The organism is Bradyrhizobium sp. HKCCYLRH2015 (genome assembly GCF_051168215.1).
Lineage (GTDB): Bacteria > Pseudomonadota > Alphaproteobacteria > Rhizobiales > Xanthobacteraceae > Bradyrhizobium.
Window position 1 is genome coordinate 228915 of the sequence record NZ_JBNPUO010000013.1, and the last position, 25485, is coordinate 254399.

The 25485-nt window shown below is 66.0% G+C and carries 25 protein-coding genes; 12 read left to right on the forward strand and 13 right to left on the reverse strand.

Annotation, left to right across the window (positions count from 1 at the left end; translation table 11 throughout):
* Window positions 1-14: 14 nt before the first annotated feature.
* Together ACQR1H_RS30715 and ACQR1H_RS30720 are read right to left on the reverse strand one after the other, a co-directional pair.
* On the reverse strand, window positions 15-323 hold the full coding sequence (locus tag ACQR1H_RS30715) for a HigA family addiction module antitoxin (RefSeq protein WP_434908649.1): 309 nt from the start codon (window positions 321-323) through the stop codon (window positions 15-17).
* 9 nt (window positions 324-332) lie between these two features.
* A complete protein-coding gene (locus ACQR1H_RS30720; protein ID WP_434908650.1) occupies window positions 333-629 on the reverse strand; it encodes a type II toxin-antitoxin system RelE/ParE family toxin in 297 nt (98 codons plus the stop codon).
* Window positions 630-835: 206 nt separating this feature from the next.
* Here ACQR1H_RS30720 and ACQR1H_RS30725 point away from each other — a divergent pair, with 206 nt between their 5' ends.
* Complete coding sequence (locus ACQR1H_RS30725) at window positions 836-4258, forward strand: DEAD/DEAH box helicase family protein (RefSeq protein ID WP_434908651.1); 3423 nt, start codon at window positions 836-838, stop codon at window positions 4256-4258.
* Between the two features lie 7 nt (window positions 4259-4265).
* Here ACQR1H_RS30725 and ACQR1H_RS30730 read toward each other — a convergent pair whose 3' ends face one another.
* Window positions 4266-4601, reverse strand: a complete 336-nt coding sequence (locus ACQR1H_RS30730; protein ID WP_316237415.1) for a hypothetical protein — start codon at window positions 4599-4601, stop codon at window positions 4266-4268.
* Between the two features lie 313 nt (window positions 4602-4914).
* Between ACQR1H_RS30730 and ACQR1H_RS30735 the strand changes: the two genes are divergently transcribed.
* Window positions 4915-5109, forward strand: a complete 195-nt coding sequence (locus tag ACQR1H_RS30735) for a hypothetical protein (RefSeq protein WP_315799668.1) — start codon at window positions 4915-4917, stop codon at window positions 5107-5109.
* A 229-nt stretch (window positions 5110-5338) separates the two neighbouring features.
* Here the strand turns inward: ACQR1H_RS30735 and ACQR1H_RS30740 are convergent, their stop codons facing one another.
* The 3 genes from ACQR1H_RS30740 to ACQR1H_RS30750 form a co-directional block, all read right to left on the reverse strand.
* Entirely contained in the window at window positions 5339-6622 is a 1284-nt protein-coding gene (locus ACQR1H_RS30740) for an O-acetylhomoserine aminocarboxypropyltransferase (RefSeq protein WP_434899311.1), read from the reverse strand.
* A 225-nt stretch (window positions 6623-6847) separates the two neighbouring features.
* The gene (locus ACQR1H_RS30745) at window positions 6848-7432 is read right to left on the reverse strand and encodes a CoA-binding protein (protein WP_434908652.1); all 585 of its coding nucleotides are present in this window, start codon (window positions 7430-7432) and stop codon (window positions 6848-6850) included.
* A 238-nt stretch (window positions 7433-7670) separates the two neighbouring features.
* Window positions 7671-8492: an enoyl-CoA hydratase gene (locus ACQR1H_RS30750; RefSeq protein ID WP_434908653.1), complete on the reverse strand. Its 822-nt coding sequence runs from the start codon at window positions 8490-8492 to the stop codon at window positions 7671-7673.
* A gap of 70 nt (window positions 8493-8562) precedes the next feature.
* Between ACQR1H_RS30750 and ACQR1H_RS30755 the strand changes: the two genes are divergently transcribed.
* The 3 genes from ACQR1H_RS30755 to rpsI all read left to right on the forward strand — a co-directional run bounded on the left by ACQR1H_RS30755 (window position 8563) and on the right by rpsI (window position 10098).
* Window positions 8563-8991: a PaaI family thioesterase gene (locus ACQR1H_RS30755; protein WP_315799672.1), complete on the forward strand. Its 429-nt coding sequence runs from the start codon at window positions 8563-8565 to the stop codon at window positions 8989-8991.
* 158 nt (window positions 8992-9149) lie between these two features.
* Complete coding sequence (gene rplM, locus ACQR1H_RS30760) at window positions 9150-9614, forward strand: 50S ribosomal protein L13 (protein ID WP_315799673.1); 465 nt, start codon at window positions 9150-9152, stop codon at window positions 9612-9614.
* A gap of 1 nt (window position 9615) precedes the next feature.
* Window positions 9616-10098, forward strand: coding sequence for a 30S ribosomal protein S9 (rpsI, locus tag ACQR1H_RS30765; RefSeq protein WP_006611043.1), 483 nt, complete (start codon window positions 9616-9618; stop codon window positions 10096-10098).
* Between the two features lie 89 nt (window positions 10099-10187).
* Here rpsI and ACQR1H_RS30770 read toward each other — a convergent pair whose 3' ends face one another.
* On the reverse strand, window positions 10188-12284 hold the full coding sequence (locus ACQR1H_RS30770) for a LamG-like jellyroll fold domain-containing protein (RefSeq protein ID WP_434908654.1): 2097 nt from the start codon (window positions 12282-12284) through the stop codon (window positions 10188-10190).
* A 387-nt stretch (window positions 12285-12671) separates the two neighbouring features.
* Here ACQR1H_RS30770 and ACQR1H_RS30775 point away from each other — a divergent pair, with 387 nt between their 5' ends.
* From ACQR1H_RS30775 to ACQR1H_RS30790, 4 genes are all read left to right on the forward strand, one after another.
* Window positions 12672-13895 carry a GGDEF domain-containing protein gene (locus ACQR1H_RS30775; protein ID WP_315799675.1) on the forward strand — a complete coding sequence of 408 codons (1224 nt, stop codon included), beginning with the start codon at window positions 12672-12674 and terminating at the stop codon, window positions 13893-13895.
* Window positions 13896-13964: 69 nt separating this feature from the next.
* Window positions 13965-14267, forward strand: a complete 303-nt coding sequence (locus tag ACQR1H_RS30780; protein ID WP_315799676.1) for an antibiotic biosynthesis monooxygenase family protein — start codon at window positions 13965-13967, stop codon at window positions 14265-14267.
* A 36-nt stretch (window positions 14268-14303) separates the two neighbouring features.
* Complete coding sequence (locus ACQR1H_RS30785; protein WP_315799677.1) at window positions 14304-14852, forward strand: HD domain-containing protein; 549 nt, start codon at window positions 14304-14306, stop codon at window positions 14850-14852.
* A gap of 160 nt (window positions 14853-15012) precedes the next feature.
* Window positions 15013-16182 carry a M20 aminoacylase family protein gene (locus ACQR1H_RS30790; protein ID WP_434908655.1) on the forward strand — a complete coding sequence of 390 codons (1170 nt, stop codon included), beginning with the start codon at window positions 15013-15015 and terminating at the stop codon, window positions 16180-16182.
* Between the two features lie 18 nt (window positions 16183-16200).
* Here the strand turns inward: ACQR1H_RS30790 and ACQR1H_RS30795 are convergent, their stop codons facing one another.
* Complete coding sequence (locus ACQR1H_RS30795; protein WP_315799679.1) at window positions 16201-17349, reverse strand: AI-2E family transporter; 1149 nt, start codon at window positions 17347-17349, stop codon at window positions 16201-16203.
* A 239-nt stretch (window positions 17350-17588) separates the two neighbouring features.
* Here ACQR1H_RS30795 and ACQR1H_RS30800 point away from each other — a divergent pair, with 239 nt between their 5' ends.
* Window positions 17589-18359 carry a gamma-glutamyl-gamma-aminobutyrate hydrolase family protein gene (locus tag ACQR1H_RS30800; RefSeq protein WP_315799680.1) on the forward strand — a complete coding sequence of 257 codons (771 nt, stop codon included), beginning with the start codon at window positions 17589-17591 and terminating at the stop codon, window positions 18357-18359.
* Between the two features lie 81 nt (window positions 18360-18440).
* The gene (locus tag ACQR1H_RS30805) at window positions 18441-19052 is read left to right on the forward strand and encodes a hypothetical protein (protein ID WP_434840136.1); all 612 of its coding nucleotides are present in this window, start codon (window positions 18441-18443) and stop codon (window positions 19050-19052) included.
* A 56-nt stretch (window positions 19053-19108) separates the two neighbouring features.
* Here ACQR1H_RS30805 and ACQR1H_RS30810 read toward each other — a convergent pair whose 3' ends face one another.
* From ACQR1H_RS30810 to ACQR1H_RS30820, 3 genes are all read right to left on the reverse strand, one after another.
* The gene (locus tag ACQR1H_RS30810) at window positions 19109-20023 is read right to left on the reverse strand and encodes an amidohydrolase family protein (protein WP_434908656.1); all 915 of its coding nucleotides are present in this window, start codon (window positions 20021-20023) and stop codon (window positions 19109-19111) included.
* Entirely contained in the window at window positions 20016-21302 is a 1287-nt protein-coding gene (locus tag ACQR1H_RS30815; protein ID WP_434884812.1) for an MFS transporter, read from the reverse strand. Before ACQR1H_RS30815 ends, ACQR1H_RS30810 begins: the two co-directional genes overlap by 8 nt.
* 124 nt (window positions 21303-21426) lie before the next feature.
* On the reverse strand, window positions 21427-22329 hold the full coding sequence (locus tag ACQR1H_RS30820; protein ID WP_316181450.1) for a helix-turn-helix domain-containing protein: 903 nt from the start codon (window positions 22327-22329) through the stop codon (window positions 21427-21429).
* 119 nt (window positions 22330-22448) lie between these two features.
* On the opposite strand from ACQR1H_RS30820, the gene ACQR1H_RS30825 reads away from it, so the two are divergent.
* Entirely contained in the window at window positions 22449-23069 is a 621-nt protein-coding gene (locus tag ACQR1H_RS30825; protein WP_434908657.1) for an AAA family ATPase, read from the forward strand.
* A gap of 346 nt (window positions 23070-23415) precedes the next feature.
* Here the strand turns inward: ACQR1H_RS30825 and glnA are convergent, their stop codons facing one another.
* Both glnA and ACQR1H_RS30835 read right to left on the reverse strand, forming a co-directional pair.
* Window positions 23416-24825, reverse strand: coding sequence for a type I glutamate--ammonia ligase (glnA, locus tag ACQR1H_RS30830; RefSeq protein ID WP_315799685.1), 1410 nt, complete (start codon window positions 24823-24825; stop codon window positions 23416-23418).
* A 223-nt stretch (window positions 24826-25048) separates the two neighbouring features.
* Window positions 25049-25387, reverse strand: coding sequence for a P-II family nitrogen regulator (locus ACQR1H_RS30835; RefSeq protein ID WP_009027873.1), 339 nt, complete (start codon window positions 25385-25387; stop codon window positions 25049-25051).
* Window positions 25388-25485: the final 98 nt, after the last annotated feature.

Genomic DNA, 25485 nt, shown 5'->3' on the forward strand with positions numbered 1-25485 from the left:
GCGCATCCTTAGCCTCACGCCGCAGAGTTCAGCGGCTTCGCACGCTCGATCCGCTTGCGCTCGCGCGGGGAATGCATCGCCGCCCACAGGTCGCTGCGCCGCTGCACGTTGAGCCAGAACTCCGGGCTGTTGCCGAAGACGCGTGCGAGGATGAGGGCGGTGGCGGCGGTGACGTTGCGCTTGCCGTTGCAGAGCTCGTTGACGTGCTTGCGCTGTACGCCCATGGCGGCCGCCAGCGCGGTCTGCGTCAGCCCGAGCGGCTGCATGAACTCCTCGGCCAGGATTTCGGCCACGGTCGCCGGTTTGCGTTTGGTCATCAGCATGGATGTGCCTCACTCGTAGCTGTGGTCGTCGAGGTAGAGATCGGTCGCCTCACCGCGGCCGCCGTGCCAGCGGAAGACCAATCGCCAGCGCTTGTTGACGCGGATGCAATGGAAGCCGTCCAAATGGCCGCGAAGCTTCTCGAAATGGTTGCTGGGCGGCGACCGCAAATCCCCGTCCGTGGTTGCGTCGTCGATCAGCTGCAGCTTGCGGAACAGCCGGTCCTCCAGGTCCGCCGGGATCTTCTTCGATCTGACGTCGTCGACGAAGAACCGGTGCAGCCAGTCGTATCGGAAGCTCACGATCATGGGCAGTCCCGTTTGAGGCAGTGTACCACTCTATGACACAGCCGGCAATCTGCATGGGTTTCCCGTGTGACACTGCGGAGCGGCTTGACGGACCAGGGCAATGCATCCGATGGTTGAAGGTGATCCGGTATGGCCGGATCGGTCTGGGCAGACGCGGATGATCCGGCAGGATGGCGGTCACGCGAGGGGAACGCCAGAGGAGCTGAATGTCCAACTTCGCCTTTCTCGCCGCTGAATTTCCGGCCGTGCATGAGGCGGCGGTCGAGGCCGAGCGCCAAGCCGCGGTGTCGCCGACGGCGGCCGCGTTCTTTGCCGGCAAGACGGTCGAGGTCGCGGTGAAATGGGCGTTCCGGTCCGATCCCAATCTGAAGCTGCCCTATCAGGACAACATCGCGGCGCTGCTGCACGAGCCGAGCTTCCGCCGCGCCGCGGGCGAGGCGGTCTTCGCCAAGGCCAAATACATCAACACGCTGCGCAACCGTGCCGTCCACGAGGAGCGCCGGATCAGCGCCGGCGATGCCACCGGCGCGGTCAAGGAGCTGTTCCACGTCTGCTTCTGGTTCGCCCGCACCTATGCCAAGGCCAAGCCGGCCGACGGGCTGACGTTCGACCCGGCCGTGCTGTCGCGCCGCGACGAGGTGTTGAAGAAGGCTTTCGTCCAGCTCAAGACCCAGCAGGCCGAGCTCGATGCCAAGGACGGCGAGCTGACGAGGCTGCTGCTCGACAAGGACAACCTCGACGCTGAACTGAAGAAGTTGCGGGCCGAGGTCGCCGCCGCGCGCAAGGCGGCCGAGGCGAAGCCGGACCAGCACGATTACGACGAGGCCGAAACCCGCGACCGCTTCATCGACCTGCTGCTGAATGAGGCCGGCTGGGCGCTGGACAAGCCTGATGATCGCGAGTTTCGCGTCGAGGGCATGCCGAACAATGAGGGCGTGGGCTTTGTCGACTACGTGCTTTGGGGCGCGGACGGCAAGCCGCTCGGCCTGGTCGAGGCCAAGCGTACGCGCAAGGATGCGCGATCCGGCCAGCAGCAGGCCAAGCTCTATGCCGACCGTCTGGAGGCGCGCTACGGCCAGCGGCCGGTGATCTTCTATTCCAACGGCTACGAGCACTGGATCTGGGACGATACGCGCTATCCGCCGCGGCAGATCGGCGGCTTCTACAAGCGCGACGAGCTGGAGCTCTTGATCCAGCGCCGCATCGGGCGGAAGCAGCTCGGCTCGGAGGCGATCAACCGCAAGATCGTCGAGCGGCCCTATCAGCACCGGGCGATCCGCTCGATCGCCAAGCATTTCGAGGAGGACCGCGAGCGCAAGGCGCTGCTGGTGATGGCGACCGGCTCCGGCAAGACCCGCACCGTGATCGCGCTGGTCGACCTTTTGATGCGCGCCGGCTGGGTCAAGCGGGTGCTGTTCCTGGCCGACCGCGTTGCGCTGGTGAACCAGGCGGCGGGTGCGTTCAAGGCGCATCTGCCGGACGCCGCGCCGGTCAATCTGGTGACCGAGCGGACCGCCGACGGGCGCGTCTTCATCTGCACCTATCCGACCATGATGGGGCTGATCGACGGCCGCCAGGAAGGCAAGCTCAAATTCGGCCCCGGCCATTTCGACCTGATCGTGATCGACGAGGCGCACCGCTCGGTCTACCAGCGCTATCGCGCCATCTTCGAGTATTTCGATTCCTTCCTGGTCGGGCTGACGGCGACGCCGAAGGACGAGATCGACCGCAACACCTATTCGCTGTTCGATCTCGAAGACGGCGTGCCGACCGATGCCTATTCGCTGGAGGAGGCGGTGGCCGAGGGGCACCTGGTGCCGCCGAAGACGATCTCGGTGCCGCTGAAAATCGTCCGCTCCGGCCTCCGCTATGACGACCTCTCGGCGGAGGAAAAAGACCAGTGGGACATGCTGGAATGGGGCGAGGACGACGTCCCCGATACGGTCGAAGCGGCGGAGGTCAACAAGCGGCTGTTCAACGAGGAGACGGTCGATCTCGTCATCGCGCATCTGATGCAGAACGGCATCAAGGTCGAAGGCGGCGACCGGCTCGGCAAGACCATCATCTTCGCCAAGAACGAGGACCACGCCAAATATATCGAGACCCGCTTCAACGTGGCCTATCCGGCGCTGGCCGGGCATTTCGCCCGCGTCATCACCCATAAGACCGGCGCCTATGCGCAGACCTTGATCGACGACTTCTCGATCAAGACCAAGGTGCCGCATATCGCCATTTCCGTCGACATGCTCGACACCGGCATCGACGTGCCGGAGGTGGTCAATCTCGTGTTCTTCAAGCCGGTGCGCTCGAAGACCAAGTTCTGGCAGATGATCGGGCGCGGCACGCGGCTGTGTCCGGACCTGTTCGGTCCTGGGCAGGACAAGGAGGAGTTTTGCGTCTTCGACTATTGCCAGAACATCGAGTTCTTCGGCGCCAACCCGGAGTTGAAGGAAGCCTCCGCGGCGAAGTCGCTGTCCGAGCGGCTGTTCGCCGGCCGGCTCGACCTGGTGCGGGCGCTGGACGAGAAGTTCTCGAAGGCGGCAGCCGCAGGCGGCTTCTCGGCCGGCGGACAGGCGCCTTATGAGGGTGACGAAGGCGAGCCACCGAGCGAGCCGGAGATTCGAGCGTCCGCTGCCGCGACCTTGCAGGCGATCGTCGGCGGGCTCAACACCGACAATTTCATCGTCCGGAAGCATCGCCGCGCGGTCGAGAAGTATCGCGAGCCCAAGGAGTGGGACGCGATCGACGAGCACAAGCGCGAGGAGCTGGTCGAGGAGATCGCGCCGCTGCCGTCGAGCCACATGCTCGGCACCGAGGACGCCAAGCGCTTCGACCTCCTGATGTTCCAGCTCGAGCTGGCGCTGCTCAAGGGCTCCAAGCGCTTCGACAATCTCCGCAAGCAGCTCCTGGAGATCGCGTCAGCCCTGGAGGACCAGACCGGCATTCCGGCGATCGCCCGGCATGCCGAGCTGATCGAGGAGATCCAGACCGATCAATGGTGGGAAGGCGTCACCGTGCCCTTGCTGGAGCTGGTGCGCCTGCGGCTGCGCGACCTGATCCAGCACATCGAGAAGGGACGCAAGACCGTCGTCTATTCGAACTTCGCCGACGAGATCGGCGAGGGGGTCGAGCTGCAATTGCCGCAGGTGGGCGAGGCTGACTTCGCCCGCTTCAAAGCCAAGGCGCGACACTTCCTGCGCGCGCATCAGGACAATCTGGCGCTTGCCAAGCTGCGCCAGGGCAAGCCGTTGACGGCCTACGACCTCACCGAGCTGGAGCGGATGCTGCTCGAAGCCGGCATCGGCGAAGCCGGCGACATCGCCCGGGCGAGAGAGGTCAGCCACGGCTTCGGCCGCTTCGTGCGCTCGCTGGTCGGGCTCGACCGCGCCGCGGTCAGCGCGGCCTTCGGCGAGTTCATCGCCGGCGGCACGGCGTCAGCGGCCCAGATCGAGTTCATCGACATGGTGATCGAGCACCTGACCGATCAGGGCGTGATGGACCCGGCGCTGCTCTACGAGCCGCCGTTCACCGGCATCGCGCCGACAGGGCCGGAGCACTTGTTCGACGAGAACAGGGTGGTCAAGCTGTTCGAGACCATCAAGGCGATCAACGAGAGTGCGGTGGCGTAGTGCTCCCTCAGCAATACCCGTACACGCCGCAGGCATAAGGCAGGCGGAACATGTAGTTGGTGTAGCCTTCGCCGCCGTAATACGCGCCCTGGTAGTCGTAGGAGAAGGCGCGGCCGTAATAGCCGGGCAGCTCCTGGCGGCCGAGCAGCAGCGGCGTGGAGGGCCACATCGGGGAGATCAGCGAGTCCTGGTCCTTGACGACGACGATTGTGGGCGGCGCCTTGACGGCGCGGCGGGCCTTGTAGTGGACGAGCTTGTCGTGGACGGCCGGCAGGTCGGCTGCGAGCACGACGCCATTCGCCGCGATGGCCGCCAGCAGCATCATGATCACCAACGTTCGCATTCTGCTCTCCTTGCAGCTCCGGGACGGCCGGCGTGATGCCATGCGACATCGGTGCTGTTGGCTGCACCGGAGCGATTCCATGGCCGGCAGGATGGGCCCTGTATGGTTAACGAAAACCTTCCAGCGCGCGGAACGGGGCTGCAATCACCCGTAGAAGGACGGGCTTTTTCAGCTTTTGTTAAGTTCTGCGGGTGCAAGGTTACGGGTGCCGGCGATTTTGAAGGCCGGCTGGACGCAAACCAGCACTGTCTGCGTCCGGGATGAAAATCTCTGCTGCATTTCCATCAGAGTGTCAGACCAGAAGGGTTCGCGCATGTCGGTCATCGTGATGTCGGCGTCCGCACGTCTCAGGCTGCTGTCCAGGACTGAAGCGTCGCAACCGCATCTTGCCATCGCCGACGAGGTAGCCGCCTGTCGCCAGGCGCTGACGGCGCGCCGGTCGATCGCGACCGCCGCGCTTCCGCTGACGAGCCCCGCGCAGGCGAGCCTGCTGGTGCTGCTGAGCTAGATCCGGAGTTAACGAGGGCGCGGTCCGAGACGCCGGCAACGGCATGACCGTGGGACGAAAGAGAGCGCGCAAGGCCAGGGGAGGCCTGTCGCGCTCTCTTTGTTTTCGAGGCCCGGATCGCCATCTCGGTCTCAGCCGTTCGTCAAGCCCCGGGCATGACGTCGATGGCGATATGCGTGTGCAACTCGCGTCTGAGATCGCCGCACGTTCAGCGCAGCTGCCGACCCGCCTACGCGCTCAGCGCCTGCTCGAGGTCGGCGATCAGGTCTTCCTTGTCCTCGATGCCGACGGAGATGCGGACGATGTCGGGGCCGGCGCCGGCCTTGATCTTGGCGGCATCGTCGAGCTGGCTGTGGGTGGTCGAGGCCGGGTGGATCACCAGCGAGCGGGTGTCGCCGACATTGGCGAGATGCGAGAACAGCTTCAGGTTCGACACCAGCTTGACCCCGGCATCGTAGCCACCCTTGAGCGAGAAGGTGAACACGGCGCCGGCGCCTTTCGGGCAGTATTTGCGGGCGAGCGTGTGATACTTGTCCTCGGGCAGGCCGGCGTAACTCACCGACGCCACGGCGGGATGCCTGCTGAGATATTCGGCGACCGCCTTGGCGTTGTCGCAGTGCTTCTGCATGCGCAGCGGCAGCGTCTCGATGCCCGTCAGGATCATGAAGGCGTTGAACGGCGACAGCGCGGGGCCGAGATCGCGCAGGCCCAGCACGCGGCAGGCGATCGCGAAGGCGAAATTGCCGAACGTCTCGTGCAGGCGGATGCCGTGATATTCGGGACGCGGCTGCGTCAGCATCGGATATTTGTCGCCACCGCCGGCCCAGTCGAAGGTGCCGGCATCGACGATGACGCCGCCGATCGAGTTGCCGTGGCCGCCGAGGAACTTGGTCAGCGAGTGCAGCACGATGTCGGCGCCGTGATCGATCGGGCGGATCAGGTAGGGCGAGGCCAAGGTGTTGTCGACGATCAGCGGCACGCCCGCCTTGCGCGCGACCTGCGCGACCGCCTCGATGTCGGTGATGGTGCCGCCGGGATTGGCGAGCGACTCGATGAAGATCGCCTTGGTGCGCGGCGAGACCGCGGCCTCGAAGCTCGCGACGTCATCGGTGTCGGCCCACACCACGTTCCAGCCGAAACTCTTGAACGCGTGCGTGAACTGGTTGATCGAGCCGCCATAGAGTTTTCGCGCGGCAATGAATTCGTCGCCCGGGGCCAGCAACTGCTGCAGCGCCACGACCTGCGCGGCATGGCCCGAGGCAACGGCCAGCGCGGCGGTGCCGCCCTCGAGCGCGGCGACGCGCTCCTCCAGCACGGCGTTGGTCGGGTTGCCGATGCGGGTGTAGATGTTGCCGAACGCCTGCAGCCCGAACAGCGAGGCGGCGTGGTCGGCATCGTTGAACACGAAGGACGTGGTCTGGTAGATCGGCGTCGCCCGCGCGCCGGTGGTCGGGTCGGGCTGGGCGCCGGCGTGAATGGCGAGGGTGGCAAATCCCGGGGCACGTTCGGTCATGGTGTTTCCTCTTGGCTTGATCCGTTGCGCGCCGGCGCCGGCTGGCGCAGGGATCGATGATGGGAGACGGTGTCGATAGCGCGCATCGTGCGCCTCCGCGTCATCCCGGCGGAGGACATTTGCCAGCGGCCAGGATGGCGTCAAGGCTGCCGGCGCGGATCGCTCCGATTTGAAATGCGCTGCTGTGTCGCGCCGTCGTCGCGACACGTTCCTTTCGCAGATGCGTCAGGTGGGATCGCTTCTGTCCTTCGCGGCGCGGTCGGCCGCGGCCGTCGCGCCGCCGCCGACGCTGGTGCGGTTCAGCGACAGCCGCATGCCCTGGGTCGGGATTGGCGCGCGCTTGGCGCTGATGGTGCGGGAGTTGACGCCCATCCACGAGATCTCCGACGACAGCCGGCCATACTCGATCTTGGGACAGCGGTTCATCACGACCTTCAGCCCGGCGGCCTCGGCCTTCTCGGCCGCGGCGTCATCGCGCGCGCCGAGCTGCATCCAGATCACCTTCGGCAAAGGTGAGAGCTTCAGCGCCTCGTCGACGACGGGCATGATGTACTGCGAGCTCCGGAAGATGTCGACCATGTCGATCGGGCGGCCGATGTCGGCGAGCGAGGCGACGAAGGGGCGGCCCATCAGGCTCTTGCCGACATGGCCGGGATTCACCGGGATCATGTCGTAGCCGCGTTGCACCAGATATTTGAAGGCGAAGAAGCTCGGCCGGATCTCGGACGGCGAGGCGCCGACCATCGCGATCACCTTCACACCGTTGAGAATGCCGCGGATGTAGTCGTCGGGGTAGGTGTCGTGATTCATGGGCTCGCGCTTCTATTAGTTGCCGTCATTCCAGGGCGCCCGGAGGGCGAACCCGGAATCTCGAGCTGAGTTCGACCAATTCGAGATTCCGGGTTCGATGCTTCGCATCGCCCCGGAATGACGAAGTTGCTGAAACCGTCATTGCGAGGAGCGACAGCGACGAAGCAATCCAGGGGCTCGGGTGGGACTCTGGATCGCGGCGCTGCGCTCGCGATGACGGCGGAGAGAGCGTCGGTGCTCACTCATCCCGCCACGTCGGCGTCCGCTTTTCGATGAAGGCGCCGATGCCTTCCTCCGCGTCGCGGGCGAGCATGTTCTGCGTCATCACCTCTGCCGCATAGCGATAGGCGTCGGCAAGGCTCATCTCGGCCTGGCGGTAGAATGCCTCCTTGCCGAGCTTGATCGTATAGGCCGATTTGCGCGCCACTTGTTGTGCCAGCGCAATCGCGGTGTCGCGCTCCGTGCCGGCCGTGACCACGCGGTTGACGAGGCCCAATTCGCGGGCGCGCGGGGCGGGAACCGGCTCGCCGGTCAGCAGCATCTCCATCGCCTGCTTGCGGGGCACGTTGCGCGACAGCGCCACCATCGGCGTCGAGCAGAACAGGCCGATGTCGACGCCGGGCGTAGCGAACGAGGCGCGCTCGGAGGCGACGGCGAGATCGCAGCTCGCGACTAGTTGGCAGCCGGCGGCGGTGGCGATGCCCTGCACGGACGCGACAACGGGCTTCGGCAGATGCACGATCGCCTGCATCATCGCACTGCAGGCATTCATCAGTTTGGCGAAGAAGGCGCGGCCGCGGTCGGCGTCGCCGCGATGCGCGGTGAGTTCCTTGAGGTCATGGCCGGCGCAGAACGCCGGGCCATCTGCTGCGATCACCACGGCGCGCACGGCCTTGTCGGCGCCGATCTCGGCCAGGGCCTGATGCAGCTCTGCGATCAGCGGCTCCGACAGGCTGTTGCGCTGTGCCGGGCGGTTGAGCGTGAGCACGGCGACGGCGCCCGCCATCTCGCGCAACAAAATCGGCGTATCGGCGGCGTCGGCGAGGGCAGGGGCGGACATTGCGATTTCCATATGGGCGCGTCGATGCAGCTAATGTAACAGATGAGCGACGACGAGAGCAGGGGGAGACATGACGGCGAAGATGACCATCGCGGAGCTGGAAGCGTTCCTGCACGCGGAATTTCCCCAGGCGTTCCGCACCGGCGGCGACATTTCGATCGAGAGCGCCGATGGCAAGAGCTGCCGGATGCGCCAGCGCTTCAACGAGCGCATGTTGCGCCCAGGCGGCACCGTCTCCGGGCCGACACTGATGGCGCTGGCCGATTTCGCGATGTACGTGGTGCTCTTGTCGGCGATCGGCCCGGTCGGGCTCGCCGTGACCACGAATCTCAACATCAACTTCCTGCGCAAGGGCGCGGCCGGCGCCGACGTGCTGGCGGAGGCGCGGCTGCTCAAGCTCGGCAAGCGGCTTGCGGTCGGCGAAGTCACGCTGTTGTCAGGGGAATCGCCTGATCCGATCGCCCATGTCACGGCGACCTATTCCATTCCGAATGCGTAGGGTTTTTGAGGGTATTATTGCACCATATTTGTAAGTCGCTGTTTTTATTATATTAATTTCGCGTGGATGGCGTTGACGAATGCAGGCCGCTTCTCTAGAAGCTGCGACCAGTTCGGCGCGTCACCCGCGCCGCATTCTCCCTGTCACGGATATCTCTCATGAAAACCTTTTCGGCAAAGCCGGCCGAGGTCCAGAAGAAGTGGGTCGTCATCGACGCCAAGGGTCTGGTCGTCGGTCGTCTCGCCACGCTGGTCGCGATGCGGCTGCGCGGCAAGCACCTCCCGATCTATACCCCGCACGTCGATTGCGGCGACAACGTCATCATCGTCAATGCCGCGCATGCCGTGCTGACCGGCCGCAAGCGCGAGCAGAAGACGTACTACAAGCACACCGGCTATGTCGGCCACGTCAAGGAGCGCACCGCGCGCCAGATCCTCGAGGGCCGCTTCCCCGAGCGCGTGATCGAGAAGGCCATCGAGCGCATGATCCCGCGCGGCCCGCTCGGCCGCGTGCAGATGGGCAATCTGCGTGTCTATGGCGGACCTGATCATCCGCACGAGGCGCAGAACCCCGAGAAGATCGACATCGCCAAGTTGAACCGCAAGAACACGAGGGCCGCATAAGATGGCCGAAAGCATCCAGTCTCTCGATCAGCTGTCGCAGCTCAAGGGCGCCGTCACGGCCCCGGACGCTCCGAAGTATGAGAAGAAGGTCGACAAGTTCGGCCGCGCCTATGCCACCGGCAAGCGCAAGGACGCGGTCGCCCGCGTCTGGATCAAGCCGGGCTCCGGCAAGGTCACCGTCAACACCCGCGACATCGAGGTCTACTTCGCCCGTCCGGTGCTGCGCATGATGATCGAGCAGCCGATGGTCGTCGCCGCCCGCAAGGGCCAGTACGACGTGATCTGCACGGTCGCCGGCGGCGGTCTGTCCGGCCAGGCCGGCGCGGTGCGTCACGGCCTGTCCAAGGCTCTGACCAATTTCGAGCCGGAGCTGCGCAGCGTCCTCAAGAAGGGCGGCTTCCTGACCCGCGACTCGCGCGTCGTCGAGCGTAAGAAGTACGGCAAGGCCAAGGCCCGCCGCTCCTTCCAGTTCTCGAAGCGCTGATCTCCTGGGTCCGGCTGCGGCCGGATCCGTCAGCACCCAATACCAACGGGCGCCCTCGCGGGCGCCCGTTTTGCTTGGAGGTTGTGTGATCAGGCGCTGGCGCGGCGCGCGGTCAGCCATTGGCTCGGCGCCAGCGGCTTCGACACCACGCGCACCTCTCCGATGCTGCCGATGAAGCCATCGGACGGCGCGCGGTCCCACCAGCCGCAGCCGAGCGCCCAGGGCTGGGACGCTGCGACGCTCGCGATGCCGTTGCCGCCGATCACGCTGCGCACGACCGGCGCGCCCTCGATGTAGAGCACGGTGGAGTTATCGGTGGGGTCGTTGACGATGGCGAGGTGATACCAGGTGTCGAGCATGATCTCGCCGGACCAGTCGGTCTGCGGCTGCCTGGTCGAGCTCGACGGCACGATCTCCCACTGCACCTCGCGGAGGTTGGAGATCGCGAACAGGATCGGCGGCGATTCCGGGTCGCCGCCGGCATAGCCCGGCAGCCAGCCGCGGTTGCCGAAGCGGGTGAGTATGTTGCACCAGGCATGATCGGCCGCCTTCCAGTTCGGATCGATCTTGATGAAGGCCTCGACCGTGTAGCCGGATGCGAAGGTCGCGGCATTGATCGGCGCGTTGGCCGCCGTCGTGAACCAGCTGAAGCGGCCGGCGCCTTGCTTGGTGGTGTTGAGGAACTGAACGCTCCCCGGCGCTGACGACAGGCGGTGCTTGTCGGCGGTGAAGGCCACATCGGCGACCTCCGCGGCACCGGCGAGCGATGCGCGCTGCATTGGGTTGGCGGCGGTGAGGTCCGACAGCGCGGTGCCGGCGGCCACCGCCTTGCCGATCGCCGACGACGCGATCCGCCAATGCGCTGTTGTCTCGGCGATCAGCGGATAGTCCTGTTCGTTCGCGGGCGGCACCACCACCGGCTCCGGCGCCTCGGTGTAGTTGGCATAGAGATCCTGCTTCACCCGCGGCAGGATCGGCGTGCCGGCGAAGGCCGGCAGATGGCAGAAATTGGTGAAGCGTGAAAAACGCCGGCGGAAGTCGATGGCAATCGAGAACTCGTGGTTGTCCTCCGTCAGCCAGGCGCGGTCGAACTGCTTGAGACTGTCCTTCGGCTTCTCGACCACCCAAGGCGAGAACGAGGCGACGTCGATCTTGTTGGCCGTGAAGTCGAACTCGTAGAGCCGCATCAGGCCGTTGCCGCCCTGATAGGCCATCTGATAGTCGACCACCATCTGGTGCACGGGGTTATGGAAGTCGTTGATCTTCGTCAGCAGCGCGCCGCCATGATAGTGGCCGTTGAGCGTCATGAAGATCTGGTCGTTGCTGCGGATCAGCTTCTCCCAGAGGTATTGACCGTAGGCGACCTCGAACGGGCTCGTGCCGTCATTGGCGATGTTGAGCAACTGGTGGTTGGCGAGGATGACCGGCAGCATCGGGTGCCGCGCGATCATGCTGCGCGCCCAGGCGACGGCGTCGTCCGAGGCACGCCACGACAGCGACAGCACCATGAAGCTGACGCCGCAGGCGTGGAACACATGCGCCTCGTGCCAGCCGCTCGGATGCCGCTCCAGGAAGGTCCGCTGCTTCGCCGCGCGGCTGGCCGGAAACCAGGACAGATACGGCTCCGATGAACCGCGCTGCGCATCGGTGCCCGCGCTCTGGCTCGCCGCGCTCTCGAACTCCAGCGCCGACAGCACGTCGTGATTGCCGGCCAGCACCGAATACGGCCGGCCGGCATTCTCCAGCAGCTTCATTGCGGCGTCGGCGACGGCCCATTGCTGCGGATGCCTGGACTGGTCGACGACGTCGCCGAGATGGATCGTGAATGGGATGTGATATTTCGCGGCGTTGTCGACAATGAACTGGGTCTGCGCCGGATAGGGCGTGCTGCCATATTGCCGCTGATAGGCCTGGCCTTCCTCGGAGGTCGCATAGCGCGAGTAGAACTGCGTATCGGGGAGGACGGCGAGCGCGAAGCTGGTGGTGACGTGGTGATGATGGTGGTGCATGCGCCAATGCGCGTGCGCGGCCTGGCCCGGCAACAGGCTGGCACCGAGGCCGAGCGCCGAGACGCCCATGGCATTGCGCAGCAGCGTGCGGCGATCGACGCCCTGGGTTGCTTGCGGATCGCGCGACGGATGATTTGGTGCGGCCTGGCTGTCGTATGAATCGTCGTCGAAAGACATTCTCGTCCCCATCGCATGCGACCGATCGCGCTGCTGTCGCGCCGTGGTAGGGAGAGATGATCTCAAATTTGAGAAGGTTTCTTATCGTTTCCATGAGTGTTCGGTGCGGAGCGGGAAACGATTGATTCCACATGCTCAGTTCCGCAACTCTCAATAATGAGCTGCATTTCGTGCAATCAAGGCGGGCGCGCATGGTGCCTGGCGCGATCGGTTTTGAATCCTGTTTGCAGCATTTTGCGCAGCAATTTGCCGACGAGTTGTGCCGAGCTTTTCGAGAAAACTTGGTATCCCAGGCAAACCTCTTTCGAACAGACCGCTCGCTAGGTTGATCGCGACAAGGCCGCGCTAACCAAAGTCTCCGCGCCGCCGCAGCAACCGAGGTGACGGATGGCACTCGACAGCATGACGCTCGACATCGTAGCGACCATGGTCGCGGCGCTGCTTGGCGCCATGTTGCTGCACTTCGGACGGCAGGAGAACACGCCGGCGCTGCGCTGGTGGGGCGCGGCCTATGTCCTCGGCGCGGTCGCGATCGCGCTGTGGACGTTGATCGGCGAGCTCTATGGCGAGGTGGTGTCGCTGTTCCTGAGCTCGATCGGCCTGATCGCCACCGCCATGGTGTGGAACGCCGCGCGCGTGTTTCATGGCAAGCCGCCGAGCGTGCCCGGACTCGTGCTCGGCGCCATCGTCTGGATCGCCAGCGGCATGCTGCTCGATCCCTCGGCGCAGGCGCTGCGGCTGACGATCGGCGCCGCGATCGTCGTGATCTATGCCATGCTCACCGCGGCCGAGCTGTGGCAGGAGCGGCGGCGGTCTCTGCACAAGCGCTGGCCGGCGCTGATCGTGCCGGTGATGCACGGCTTCGTCCTGATGCTGCCGATCCTGCTCGGCAACATGCTGCGCGAGTCCGACGGCGCCTTCGCCGGGGCCTGGGTCACGATCTTCTCGATCGAGCTCGTGCTCTATGCTGTCGGCACGGTGTTCGTGATCTTCATGCTGGTGTCGGAGCGCATCGTCAGCGCCCACAAGCGCGCGGCGACCACCGACCCGCTGACGGGCCTGCTCAATCGGCGCGGCTTTGCCGAGTCCTGCGCGCAACTGATCGAGCGCGAGGCGCGCGAGCAGCGGCCGGTCAGCGTGCTGATCTTCGACATCGATCATTTCAAGTCGATCAACGACCGCTTCGGCCACGCCGAGGGCGATGAGGTCCTGAAGATCTTCGCAGACGTCGTGGTCAACAATCTGCGCCTCACCGATCTCTCGGGCCGGATCGGCGGCGAGGAGTTCGCAGCCCTTCTGCCCTGTTCCATCGAAGAGGCCATGGTCGCCGCCGAGCGTGTCCGCGAGGCGTTCGCGGCCTCCGGGGTGGTGCGCGAGGACCAGCCGGTGGACACCACCGTCAGCATCGGCGTCGCCGGCGGGCCGGGCGGGACCGAACTCGACGTGCTGCTCGCGGCCGCCGATACCGCGCTCTACAAGGCCAAGCGCTCCGGTCGCAACCGGGTCGAAGCGTCGGAGGAGCTGCCGCTGTCGCTCGACCGCTACCGCCGCCAGCGCGCCGCCGCTTCTGCCAGCCTGCCGCAGTCGGAACAGGCGGTATTGTCGAGCTGAGGCGCGGCTTTCGCTCTCCCGAGGTCTGGGCTAGACAAGCGGTCCAACGCCAGGGGAGGCCGACAGACCATGATCACGGAAATCGCTCAGATCGACGTCAAGCCGGGCACGGAGAAGGATTTCGAGGCCGCCGTCGCGAAGGCGCGCGCTGCCTTCGGCCGCTCCAAGGGCTTTCACGGCTTCGAGCTGCACAAGTCGATCGAGAAGCCGCAACGCTACCGCCTGATGGTGAAGTGGGAGACGCTCGAGAGCCACACGGTCGATTTCCGTGGCTCGGAGAACTTCACCGAATGGCGCGGCCTGGTCGGGCAGTATTTCGCCAGCCCTCCGGATGTCGAGCACACCGAGACGGTGCTGACCTCGGCCGGCTGAGCAGCGCGTAGCCGCTGCTGCCGACGGAACGCCACCATGACGCATGACGATCTGGTCGAAGCCTACTCCGCGGCGGGACGGCACTACCATGATCTTCGCCACATCCAGGACTGCCTGGCCGAGCTCGCTCGCGTTGCCGACCTCAACGTCCGCGACCGCGAGATCCTGACGCTCGCGATCTGGTGGCACGACGTCGTGTATGATCCGACGCGGTCCGACAATGAGGAGCAGAGCGCCGTCCTTGCCGAGCGTCATGTCGCGGCCGATCTGCGCGACGAGGTCGGACGCCTGATCCGGCTGACCCGCACCCACGATGTCGCGCCCGGCGATCGGCTGGGCGCGCTGCTCGTCTCGATCGATCTCGCCATTCTCGGCAGCGACGAGGCCAGCTACGACGCCTATGCCGATGCGATCCGGCGCGAATATGCTGATGTGCCGGACGACGCCTACCGCGCCGGGCGCGCGGCGGTGCTGGAGCGCTTCGCAAGCCGCCCCGTGATCTATCCGGATGCGGGCTTTGCCGCCGCGCTCGACCGGAAGGCGCGGAGCAATCTCGCCCGCGAGCTGCGCGGCCTTCGATCCTAAGCGGATCAGCTCAGGCGTTTTTGAACGGCCGCATCAGCGCGGCAATGCAGCCTGCGCAGCATCGCATGAGCGAATGTGGCTTGTGTTTTGCCGTCGCGCGACATGCAATGAGATGACACGCGCGTCGCCACGGCGTGCTCTCATTTTCCGGAACTCCGTCATGCCGATCATCAACCGCGCCGCCGAGTTCGCCGAAGACGCCAAGATCTGGCGCCGCGACTTCCACCAGCATCCCGAGCTGCTCTACGAGGTGCATCGGACGGCCGCGCGCGTTGCCGAGCTGCTGAGGTCGTTCGGCGTCGATGAGGTCGTCGCCGGTATCGGCAGGACCGGCGTGGTCGGCGTCATCCGCGGGCGCGAGCCGTCGCAGCGTGTCATCGGCCTGCGCGCCGACATGGATGCGCTGCCGCTGCAGGAGGTCGGCGACCTCCCGCACAAGTCCACCATTCCAGGCCGGATGCACGCCTGCGGCCATGACGGCCACACCGCGATGCTGCTGGGCGCGGCGCGCTATCTCGCCGAGACGCGCAACTTCGCCGGCACCGCCATCGTCATCTTTCAGCCGGCCGAGGAGGGCGGGGCCGGTGGCCGTGCGATGGTCGAGGACGGCCTGATGGAGCGCTTCGGCATCGAGGAGGTCTATGGCCTGCACAACGCGCCGGGTCTTCCGCTCGGGACCGTCGCGACGCGCACCGGCGCCGTGATGGCCGCGGCCGACACCTTCGAGGTGCGTCTGAAGGGCCTCGGCGGCCATGCCGCGCGGCCGAACAAATGCGTCGATCCGATCATCGCTGGCGCGCAGATCGTGACCGCGCTGCAGACGATCGTGGCGCGCAACGTCGATCCGGTCGAGAGCGCGGTGCTGTCGATCACGCGCTTCCACGCGGGGACGACCGCCGACAACATCATTCCGCAGACCGCGATCATCGGCGGCACCGTGCGCACGCTCGACGAGGACATCCGCCGTTTGATGGACGAGCGCTTCAAGGGCCTCGTGACGGCGCTCGCGAGCGGCATGGGCGTCGAGGCGGAGATCGACTACGAATGGGGTTATCCGGTCGTCATCAACCATGCGGAGCAGACCGCGTTCGCCGCCGACGTGGCGCGCAGCGTCGTCGGGCCGGATCAGGTCATCACCGACATGCCGCCCCGGCTCGGCGGCGAGGACTTCGCCTACATGCTGCAGGCGCGGCCCGGCGCGTTCGTCTTCATGGGCATCGGCGATGGCGCCGGCGTGCATCACCCCGAATATGATTTCAACGATGACGTGATCCCGCACGGCATCAGCTATTGGGCCAAGCTGGTCGAGACCGCGATGCCGGCGGGCTGAACCGCCGCAACCGATCTCTCAGATCGCGGCGGCGGCGTCCTCGGTGCGGTGGTCGCTCTTGAAATAGTCGATCATGACCTTGGCGATCGCCATCAGCGGCAGCGCCAGGGTCAGGCCCCAGACGCCGAACACGATGCCGAGCAGGATCTGGAACGCGAACAGCGTGGCCGGCGGGATGTCCAGCGCCTGGCGCTGGATCAGCGGCGTCAGCACATAGCTCTCCATCGCGTGCACGCCGAGGAACAGCACGAAGGCGCTGACCGCAGCGACCCAGCCGGAGGCAAGGCTCGCCAGCACCACGATGACGCCGGCGATGATCGCGCCGACGGTTGGAATGAACGCCAGCAGGCCGGCCTGGATGCCCAGGATGAACGAGCTCTGCACGCCGATGATGGCAAGGCCGATCCAGGTGACCAGGAAGACCGCGAACATCGTCGTGATCTGGGCGATCAGCCAGCGCTCCAGCGTGTAGCTGATGCGGTCGACGATCACGGTGGCCTGGTCGCGGTACTTCGCCGGCGCCAGGAACAGCAATCCGCTGCGGTAGACCGCCGGCTGGGCCGCGAAGGCCAATCCTAAGAACAGCACGATGAAGAAGTTGCCGACGGCGCTGACGGTGCCGAGCAGCAGCTTGAAGGTCTGGCTGACGATGGCGCCGCCGGAGGAGGCCAGCGCGCTTGGCGAGGGCAGGCCGCCCGGAAGGCCATGGGACGGCGTCTGGGTCGGTGTGGTCGAGCCGCCATCAGGCGCGGCAGTGGCCGTGTTCGCAGCGTTGAAGTCGAAGAAGCTGGTGTCGATGCCGTTGCGGTCGAGGAAGCCCTTGATGTTGCCGAGCTGCGACTTGATCGTATCGCTCAGCACCTTGGCCTGCTCCGCGATGGTGGTGCCGCCCAGGAAGACGATGCCGACGAGCACGGCCGCGAGCGCCACGCAGACGATGACGAGCCGCGCCGGGTGCGGCCAGGGCAGCACGCGGCCGAGCAGGCTGGTCATCGCGTTGAGCGCGACACCGAGCAGCATGCCGGAGAACAGCAGGAACAGCGCCGCAGCGTAATACCAGCTGAAGGCGAGCGCGGCCATGAACAGGATCACCCCGATGCCGCCCACGGCGATGGCCCAGGCCAGGTCGCTGCGGGCCTGGAGGCGCGGGTCGGCGGGGGCGGTCATGGGGCGTCCTCTGTGCTGATTGGCCCCCCACATTGGCGAAAACGGCTGGCGGATCAAGCGCAGGCTTGGGATCGGGTGCGGCGGGGCGCTTGCGGGGTTGTCCGGAATTGGCATTGGCGACCCGCGCCGCCATATGTTGATCCGGCTTTGCGACACAGGCATGATTTGTCGAGGCATGATCTGTGCCTCCGGGCTCATTGGAGATCGAGCCTGGGCTCCCAGGGAGAGAAACGAGGGCCATGAAGCGTCCGGTCGTCGGCGTGATCGGCAACAGCCATCGCGTCGAGAACAGGTTCACCGTACAGATGGTGGGCGAACGCAACCTGAGCGCCGTGGCCGAGGTCGCAGGCGCGCTGCCGCTGATGTTTGCCGGCGTTCCCGAGATCACCGACATCGCCGCGCTGCTCGATGTCGTCGATGGCGTGGTCCTGACCGGCGCCCGTGCCAACGTGCACCCGACCCGCTTCAACACCGAGCCCAGTCTCAAGCACGAGCCCTACGACATCCATCGCGACGAGGTCGCCCTGCAGTTGACGGAGGCTTGCGTCTCCCGAGGCATCCCGCTGTTCGGCATCTGCCGCGGCCTCCAGGAGATGAACGTCGCCTTCGGCGGCTCGCTGCATCCGGAGATCCGCGAGATTCCCGGCCGCATGAACCATCGCATGCCCCGGCTGGAGAATGGCGAGATCCATCCCGATCCGACCGTCATCTTCGCCGACCGCCACGAGGTGCGGCTGACCCCGGGCGGCGCCTTCGCTGGCATCCTCGGCTGCGAGAGCATCAAGGTGAATTCGCTGCACGGCCAGGGCATCCTCGAGCCGGGCGATCGCGTCGTCATCGAGGGGATCGCCGAGGACGGCACCATCGAGGCGATCCGTATCGCCGACGCGCCGAGCTTCGCATTGGGCGTGCAATGGCACGCCGAATACGATCCGCAGAAGAACCCGATCAACCGCAAGCTGTTCGAGGCGTTCGGGGATGCCGTGAGGAAGCGGCGGCAGTCGTCGTGACGTCGGCCTGAACCCGAGATGCGGCGAAACAGACCTAACGATGCCGGCCGCGTTGTTTCGCAGTCTCACAAGGGTTCATTGATGCGCCATGTCTTGACCACCGTCCTTGCGCTGGCTGTTGCCAGTCCTGCTTCTGCTCAGACCGCGCCGCCGACCGAAGGGCCGATCACCTGCGCGCTGCCCGTGGCCGCGACCGACACGGCGAAGAGCCTGAAGCAGCGCTATGGCAGTGAAGCCGTGATCGAGGATCTGCCGGGGGCGGAGGGGGAGACCTACAAGGGCCTCGTGCTGTTTCCCCGCGCGATGGACCGCCGCATCGAAGTCGCCTTCATCGAAGACAAGACCGCCACGGTGTCCGGGCTGACCCTTCGCGACACCGCCAAGACCAGCCGCTGGACCGTGGCCGGCATTTCCATCGGCGCGAGCCTCGCCGCGGTCCAGAAGGCCAACGGCAAGCCTTTCGTCGTCGCGGGCTTCGGCTGGGACTATGGCGGCTATGTCACCGACTTCAAGAACGGCGCCCTCGGGCGCATGCTGCCGGGCGGCTGCTCGGTGACGGTGCGGTTCGGCACCGAGAAGGATACGCCACGTGCGCTCTCGGGGGACGGCGTGAAGGTGTCGTCCGACAATCCGGCGCTGCTGAAGCTCGCGCCCGTGGTGACCGAGATCGGAGTCAATTTCGCTGCGAAGTAATCGGAGTCATCCCTCGGCGCCGGCTGAGACCGGTGATCGTCACCACCATTGATCGATCACGATGAGTGTCTGCCTCCGCTCGGCGGAAACCCGTACAGCCGCTGGGCGTTATCGGCGAGGACGCGGTTGCGGGCGGCGGCATCGGGCACCCAGTCGGCCAAGAGGTCGAGCAGCTCGCCGACGTTCATCATGTGGCCGCGGTGCGCGACGTGCGGCCAGTCGGAGCCCCAGACGCAGCGGTCGGGGGCGGCCGCGTGGAGGCGGCGGACGAAGGGGACCGTGTCGGCATAGGGCGGTCCGGCGACCGTGTTGCGGTAGGCGCCGGACAGCTTGACCCAGGCGCCGTCGCGCACCAGCGAGACCAGCGTCTGGAAGCCGGGATCGGCGAGGCCCCGTGACACCGGGAAGTGGCCCCAGTGGTCGATGACGATCGGGACCGCGAGCCCCTCCAGCCGCGGCGCCAGGGCCGGCAGGTCGGCGGCGTCGATCAGGAACTGCAGGTGCCAGCCGAGCTCGCGGGCGAGCGCGGCGTAGTCGTGCAGCTGATCGAAGCCGATGCCGCCGCCGTAGAGAACGTTGAGGCGCAAACCGACCACGCCGGCCTGCTGCAACGCCGCCAGCTCGCGGTCCGGCAGGCCGAGCGGGATCACCGCGATGCCGCGCAGCCGCTCGCGGTTGGCGCCCAGCGTCTCGACCATCAGGCTGTTGTCGGTGCCGTGGACGCTGACCTGGACCAGCACGCCATAGGTCATGCCGGTGGCATCGAGCATCGCCAGATAGAATGCCGCGGTGGCCTCCGGCGGCGTGTAGCTGCGCGCGGCCACGAAGGGATGGCGCGGCGGCAGCCCGATGACATGGGCGTGGGTGTCGACCGCGCCTGGCGGCACGATGAAGCGGGAGGCCCTGCGCGGATGCGGATCGGGCCCCGCGCAGGCGGGAGCCCGATCGGCGTCGGGTGCGATCTCACGCATCGGCGTGCAGCACCTTGCCGCGCGTCTCCGGCAGCGCATAGGCGGCGACGAAGAACAGCGCATAGGCGAACAGAGCGAACAGGCAGATCGCGGTGGCGAGCGAGGTCATCTGCGACAGGTAGCCGACCAGGAACGGAAACAGCGCGCCGATGCCGCGGCCGAAATTGTAGCAGAAGCCCTGGCCGGAGCCGCGCAAGCGCGTGGGATAGAGCTCGGTCAGGAACGCGCCCATGCCGGAGAAATAGCCCGAGGCGAAGAAGCCGAGCGGAAAGCCGAGCAGCCACAGCAGCTCGTTCGACAGCGGCAGCTGGGTGTAGGCGGCGACCACGACCATGGCGCCGAGCGAGAACACCAGGAACAGGTTGCGCCGGCCGAAACGATCCGCATACCAGGCGCCGACGAGATAGCCGATGAACGAGCCGATGATGAGCGCGGCGAGATAGCCGGTCGAGCTCACGATCGAGAGCTTGCGCTCGGTGGTGAGGAAGCGCGGCACCCAGAAGGTGATCGCGTAGTAGCCGCCCTGGCAGCCGGTCGCCACCAGCGAGGCGAGAATGGTGGTCTTCAGGATCGGCCCCTGGAAGATCTCCAGGATCGACGGGCGGTCGCCGGCGGCGGCGACCTTGGCGCGTGCGGCGGCCGCGACCTCCGGCTCCTTTACAAAGGCGCGCAGATACAGCACCAGCAGCGCCGGCAGGGCGCCGATCGCGAACATCCACCGCCAGGCTTGATCGGCTGGCAACAGCGAGAACAGAGCGGCTTGCGCCAGCACGGCCATGCCCCAGCCGACGGCCCAGCCGGACTGCACGCTGCCGACGGCGCGGCCGCGATATTCCGCGCGAATGGTCTCGCCCATCAGCACCGCGCCGGCCGCCCATTCACCGCCGAAGCCGAGTCCGAGCAGGGCTCGCAGCACCAGCAATTGCTCGAAGTTCTGCGCGAACGCGCACAGCAGCGAGAACAGCGAGAACCAGATGATGGTGAACTGCAGCGTCCGGACGCGGCCGATGCGGTCGGCGAGATAGCCCGCCGCCCAGCCGCCGAAGGCCGAGGCGAGCAGCGTCACCGTGCCGGCGAGGCCCGCGGTGCCGGCGTCAACCTTCCACAGCGCGATGATCGTGCCGATCACCAGCGGGTAGATCATGAAGTCCATGCCGTCGAGCGCCCAGCCCGTGGCGCAGGCCCAGAAGGTGCGCCGTTCGGCCGTGGTCATGCCATTGTAGAAGCCGGTGAGGCTCGTATCCTCGATCGGCACCACCGTGTCTGCAGCTGTCGACATCCTCGCCTCCCATGCGCCGCTCTTGTTGAACGGTCGATCCGCGGCAGAGTTCGCTGAAAGATCCGGCGGTGTCTGTCAGAAAATCGTCAGGATCGGCGCTGCTGCGTGCAGCCTTGTCAGGAAATCACCGGCCGCCGCGCTGCATGCGGCGATAGCGGGCCGGACTCTCGCCGGTCACCGCCCGGAACGCGGCGCCGAAATGCGATTGCGAGGAGAAGCCGAGCGACAGCGCGATCTCGACGATCGGCAGATCGGAGGTCGAAAGCAGCCGGCGCGCGGCCAGCACGCGCTGCTCGACGACGAACCGATGCGGCGTCGTTCCGGTCGCCTGCTTGAAGCTGCGGAGGAAGGAGGACGGGCTCATCCCCGCCACCTCCGCCATCGCGGCCAGCGTGACCGGCGCACCGGGATCGGCGCGAACGAACTCCGTGACGCGCGCCCGCATCCGGTCGTCCAAGGGCGGCGTCTGCTCCAGTCCGGGTGGGCGCTGCACTGCGTAGCGGTCCGAGACGTGCAGCGCGAGCGTGTAGGCGAACTGTTCGGCGAGCAGCCGGCTTGGCCTTTCGCCGCCGCCGCAGCTCTCGACCAACCGCGTCGCCGCCGCTTCGAGCATCGGATCTTCGGTGTCCCAGGCCTGGTTCGTCAGGGTGACCGGCGCCGCAGAGCCGCGGGAGGCCGCGACCTCCTTCAGCAGGGCATCGCCGAGATACAGCAGCAACAGCTGGCCCGAACGAACCTCAGGCACGGCATCGACCACCACGCTGCAGCCGGGCTGGCCGATCCGGAAACGCCCCGCGCTGACCGGCGCATCGCGCCGGACCGTGCCATCCTCGATCAGGACGTGACGCCGGACGTCGTACAGCGTGATCGCCACCGTCGGGACCGGCAGCTCGCCATACTCGTAGAGGTGCGGCCCGGTGACCTCGCTGACAGCCGCGGCAAACCCGGCCGTCGACCACAGGTCGATCAGCGCCGATTGCCGTCGTCCCGTGACGCGCTCGGCATGGCGAAGGGGATTGAGCTGCATGGGGGCAAGGTGCGTCTGGCTGAATGGCTGCCATAAATTTTAGCATTGTCTTGCCGGGCTGGCGACTTCCGGCAGGCAGGGCGCGGCGTTCTCCAACCTCGCGGGTCGCAACCGCCTTCATGGCCGCGCTGGTCGTTGGCAAATATTATCCGGGTGATATTTACAAGGCATATTTTATCCGGGTATATATCTTCTGGAACCCCGGAGGATCTGAAGCGATGACCAGCACATTCCACCTCGTTTGCGGCGCGACCGGCGCCGGCAAGACCACTTACGCACGCGACCTCGTCAGGCGCTGCAACGGGGTTCATTTCTCCATCGACGAATGGATGGTGGAGCTGTTCGCCAGCGATCAGCCCGAGCCGATGCGCTTCGACTGGATCGCTGAGCGGGTCGGGCGCTGCGAACATCAGATCGGGCGCATGGCTATCAGCTGCGCGCAAGCCGGCGTCGCGCCGGTGCTCGACCTGTCGTTTCTGCGCGCCAGCAGCCGGGCGAGCTTCGCTGCCCTGGCCCGGCAATCCGGGTTCGACGTCACGCTGCATTTCCTCGACGTTCCGGCCGACGAACGATGGCGGCGCGTCAGCTCCCGCAACGAGACGCGGGACGAAACGTTCTCGCTCACCGTCACACGGCCGATGTTCGACTTCATCGAAAGCATCTGGGAGCCGCCGACATCTGCGGAGATGAGCGCTCATCAGGGCGTGTACGCCTTCCCGCGACAAAGCGCGCCTGGTTGACGATCGGGCCTCATGGTTCGAGACGGCGCGCGAATGGCCGTTACTCGCCCTCATGCGCCGATGGGCGCGCGCCTCCTCACCATGAGGGTCGGGCACCGAAGGTGGCGCTGCACATGGACAATGAACACGCCGACCGGCGTGTTCATGGAGAGTAGAGGCTGTGAGGTTCGCAGAGACGCAGACGTTCCGGGTGAAATCTCCACCCTCATCCTGAGGAGCTTGGCGAAGCCAAGCGTCTCGAAGGACGAGGCCCCGCCGGTCTCGGAACGAGGAGGCCTGAGACGAGGCAAAACAAAAAGGCGCCCCGCGAGGGGCGCCTTCGTGATCCGCCGATCTTATCGGGCGATCAGCCCGAGTAGTACATGTCGAACTCGACCGGGTGCGGGGTCATTTCGAAGCGCTCGACCTCCGTCATCTTCAGCGCGATGTAGCTGTCGATGAAGTCGTCGTCGAACACGCCGCCGGCCTTCAGGAAGGCGCGGTCCTTGTCGAGGTTCTCGAGCGCCTCGCGGAGCGAGCCGCAGACGGTCGGGATCTGCTTCAGCTCTTCCTTCGGCAGGTCGTAGAGATCCTTGTCCATCGCCGGGCCCGGATCGAGCTTGTTCTTCACTCCGTCGAGGCCGGCCATCAGCATCGCGGCGAAGCCGAGATAGGGGTTGGCCATCGGATCGGGGAAGCGGACCTCGACGCGCTTGGCCTTCGGCGAGGAGGTGTAGGGGATGCGGCACGAGGCCGAGCGGTTGCGCGCGGAGTAGGCGAGCAGCACCGGCGCCTCATAGCCCGGGACCAGACGCTTGTAGGAGTTGGTCGACGGGTTGGTGAAGGCGTTGATCGCCTTGGCGTGCTTGATGATGCCGGCGATGTAGGACAGGCAGGTCTCCGACAGGTCGGAATACTTGTTGCCTGCGAACACCGGCTTGCCGTCCTTCCAGATCGACTGGTGGACGTGCATGCCCGAGCCGTTGTCACCATAGACCGGCTTCGGCATGAAGGTGGCGGTCTTGCCGTAGATGTGCGCGACCTGGTGGATGCAATACTTGTAGATCTGCATCTGGTCGGCCATCAGGGTCAGCGTGTCGAACTTCATGCCGAGCTCGTGCTGGGCGGAAGCGACCTCGTGATGGTGCTTCTCGACCTTGACGCCCATGCGCGCCATCGCGCCGAGCATCTCCGAGCGCATGTCCTGCACCGAGTCCTGCGGCGGCACCGGGAAGTAGCCGGCCTTGGTGCGGATGCGATGGCCGAGATTGCCGCCCTCATACTCGGTGTCCGAGTTGATCGGCAGCTCGGAGGAGTCGAGGCGGAAGCCGGTGTTGTAGGGCGAGGAGCTGTAGCGGACGTCGTCGAACACGAAGAACTCGGCCTCGGGACCGACGAACACGCTGTCGCCCACGCCCATCGACTTCACCATCGCCTCGGCCTTCTTGGCGATGCCGCGCGGGTCGCGATTGTACGGCTCGCCGGTGGTCGGTTCGAGCACGTCGCAGGTGATGATCATGGTGGTTTCGGCGAAGAACGGATCGATCGTCGCGGTCACCGGGTCGGGCATCAGGCACATGTCGGATTCATTGATCGCCTTCCAGCCGGCGATCGAGGAGCCGTCGAACATGGTGCCTTCGGCAAAAATGTCTTCGTCGATCATGCTGACGTCGAAGGTGACGTGCTGCCACTTGCCCCGCGGGTCGGTGAAGCGGAGGTCGACATATTTGACGTCGTTGTCCTTGATTGCTTTCAAGACGTCCTTGGCGGTCTTCATGAATACCCCTCTTGGCTTATAACGTCACGGCCCGGCGCGGGACGGCGTCCGCGGGTCATGCTCCATTAGCCTCGCGCGGGGACCAAGACAATATCGGAAACGCCAAAACGGCCGCGTGCAAGCGCCTCGCAGAGGACGCCTGAGCTGCCGTGAGGGCTGCTGGCGCAGCAAACGTTCTGTGCAGGGCCCGGAGCGGACGGTCCGTTCCAGGCCCCGGGTCAGGCTAGATCGCGTCCAGACCGGATTCGCCGGTTCGGATGCGGATCGCTTCCTCGATGTTGGACACGAAGATCTTGCCGTCGCCGATGCGGCCGGTCTGGGCGGCGCGGCGGATCGCCTCGATCGCACGCTCGACCAGGTCGTCGCCGATCACGATCTCGATCTTCACCTTGGGCAGGAAATCGACGATGTATTCGGCGCCCCGGTACAGCTCGGCATGACCCTTCTGCCGGCCAAAACCCTTGGCTTCGGTGACGGTGATGCCCTGAAGTCCCACTTCCTGAAGCGCCTCCTTCACCTCGTCGAGCTTGAACGGCTTGATGATGGCTTCGATCTTCTTCACTGAGCGCCTCCCGGGCATTCCGCTATAAACAACAGGTGGGTCATCGTCAGGCTGCGCCCACGCGCAGGTCGTTCGATCATTTCGCTACCGGGCCCGAC

Bases quoted from the DNA above. Each gene is read 5' to 3' on its own strand.
- ACQR1H_RS30715 (WP_434908649.1), bottom strand. From the start codon at position 323: ATGCTGATGACCAAACGCAAACCGGCGACCGTGGCCGAAATCCTGGCC.
- ACQR1H_RS30720 (WP_434908650.1), bottom strand. From the start codon at position 629: ATGATCGTGAGCTTCCGATACGACTGGCTGCACCGGTTCTTCGTCGAC.
- ACQR1H_RS30725 (WP_434908651.1), top strand. From the start codon at position 836: ATGTCCAACTTCGCCTTTCTCGCCGCTGAATTTCCGGCCGTGCATGAG.
- ACQR1H_RS30730 (WP_316237415.1), bottom strand. From the start codon at position 4,601: ATGCGAACGTTGGTGATCATGATGCTGCTGGCGGCCATCGCGGCGAAT.
- ACQR1H_RS30735 (WP_315799668.1), top strand. From the start codon at position 4,915: ATGTCGGTCATCGTGATGTCGGCGTCCGCACGTCTCAGGCTGCTGTCC.
- ACQR1H_RS30740 (WP_434899311.1), bottom strand. From the start codon at position 6,622: ATGACCGAACGTGCCCCGGGATTTGCCACCCTCGCCATTCACGCCGGC.
- ACQR1H_RS30745 (WP_434908652.1), bottom strand. From the start codon at position 7,432: ATGAATCACGACACCTACCCCGACGACTACATCCGCGGCATTCTCAAC.
- ACQR1H_RS30750 (WP_434908653.1), bottom strand. From the start codon at position 8,492: ATGTCCGCCCCTGCCCTCGCCGACGCCGCCGATACGCCGATTTTGTTG.
- ACQR1H_RS30755 (WP_315799672.1), top strand. From the start codon at position 8,563: ATGACGGCGAAGATGACCATCGCGGAGCTGGAAGCGTTCCTGCACGCG.
- rplM (WP_315799673.1), top strand. From the start codon at position 9,150: ATGAAAACCTTTTCGGCAAAGCCGGCCGAGGTCCAGAAGAAGTGGGTC.
- rpsI (WP_006611043.1), top strand. From the start codon at position 9,616: ATGGCCGAAAGCATCCAGTCTCTCGATCAGCTGTCGCAGCTCAAGGGC.
- ACQR1H_RS30770 (WP_434908654.1), bottom strand. From the start codon at position 12,284: ATGTCTTTCGACGACGATTCATACGACAGCCAGGCCGCACCAAATCAT.
- ACQR1H_RS30775 (WP_315799675.1), top strand. From the start codon at position 12,672: ATGGCACTCGACAGCATGACGCTCGACATCGTAGCGACCATGGTCGCG.
- ACQR1H_RS30780 (WP_315799676.1), top strand. From the start codon at position 13,965: ATGATCACGGAAATCGCTCAGATCGACGTCAAGCCGGGCACGGAGAAG.
- ACQR1H_RS30785 (WP_315799677.1), top strand. From the start codon at position 14,304: ATGACGCATGACGATCTGGTCGAAGCCTACTCCGCGGCGGGACGGCAC.
- ACQR1H_RS30790 (WP_434908655.1), top strand. From the start codon at position 15,013: ATGCCGATCATCAACCGCGCCGCCGAGTTCGCCGAAGACGCCAAGATC.
- ACQR1H_RS30795 (WP_315799679.1), bottom strand. From the start codon at position 17,349: ATGACCGCCCCCGCCGACCCGCGCCTCCAGGCCCGCAGCGACCTGGCC.
- ACQR1H_RS30800 (WP_315799680.1), top strand. From the start codon at position 17,589: ATGAAGCGTCCGGTCGTCGGCGTGATCGGCAACAGCCATCGCGTCGAG.
- ACQR1H_RS30805 (WP_434840136.1), top strand. From the start codon at position 18,441: ATGCGCCATGTCTTGACCACCGTCCTTGCGCTGGCTGTTGCCAGTCCT.
- ACQR1H_RS30810 (WP_434908656.1), bottom strand. From the start codon at position 20,023: ATGCGTGAGATCGCACCCGACGCCGATCGGGCTCCCGCCTGCGCGGGG.
- ACQR1H_RS30815 (WP_434884812.1), bottom strand. From the start codon at position 21,302: ATGTCGACAGCTGCAGACACGGTGGTGCCGATCGAGGATACGAGCCTC.
- ACQR1H_RS30820 (WP_316181450.1), bottom strand. From the start codon at position 22,329: ATGCAGCTCAATCCCCTTCGCCATGCCGAGCGCGTCACGGGACGACGG.
- ACQR1H_RS30825 (WP_434908657.1), top strand. From the start codon at position 22,449: ATGGCCGCGCTGGTCGTTGGCAAATATTATCCGGGTGATATTTACAAG.
- glnA (WP_315799685.1), bottom strand. From the start codon at position 24,825: ATGAAGACCGCCAAGGACGTCTTGAAAGCAATCAAGGACAACGACGTC.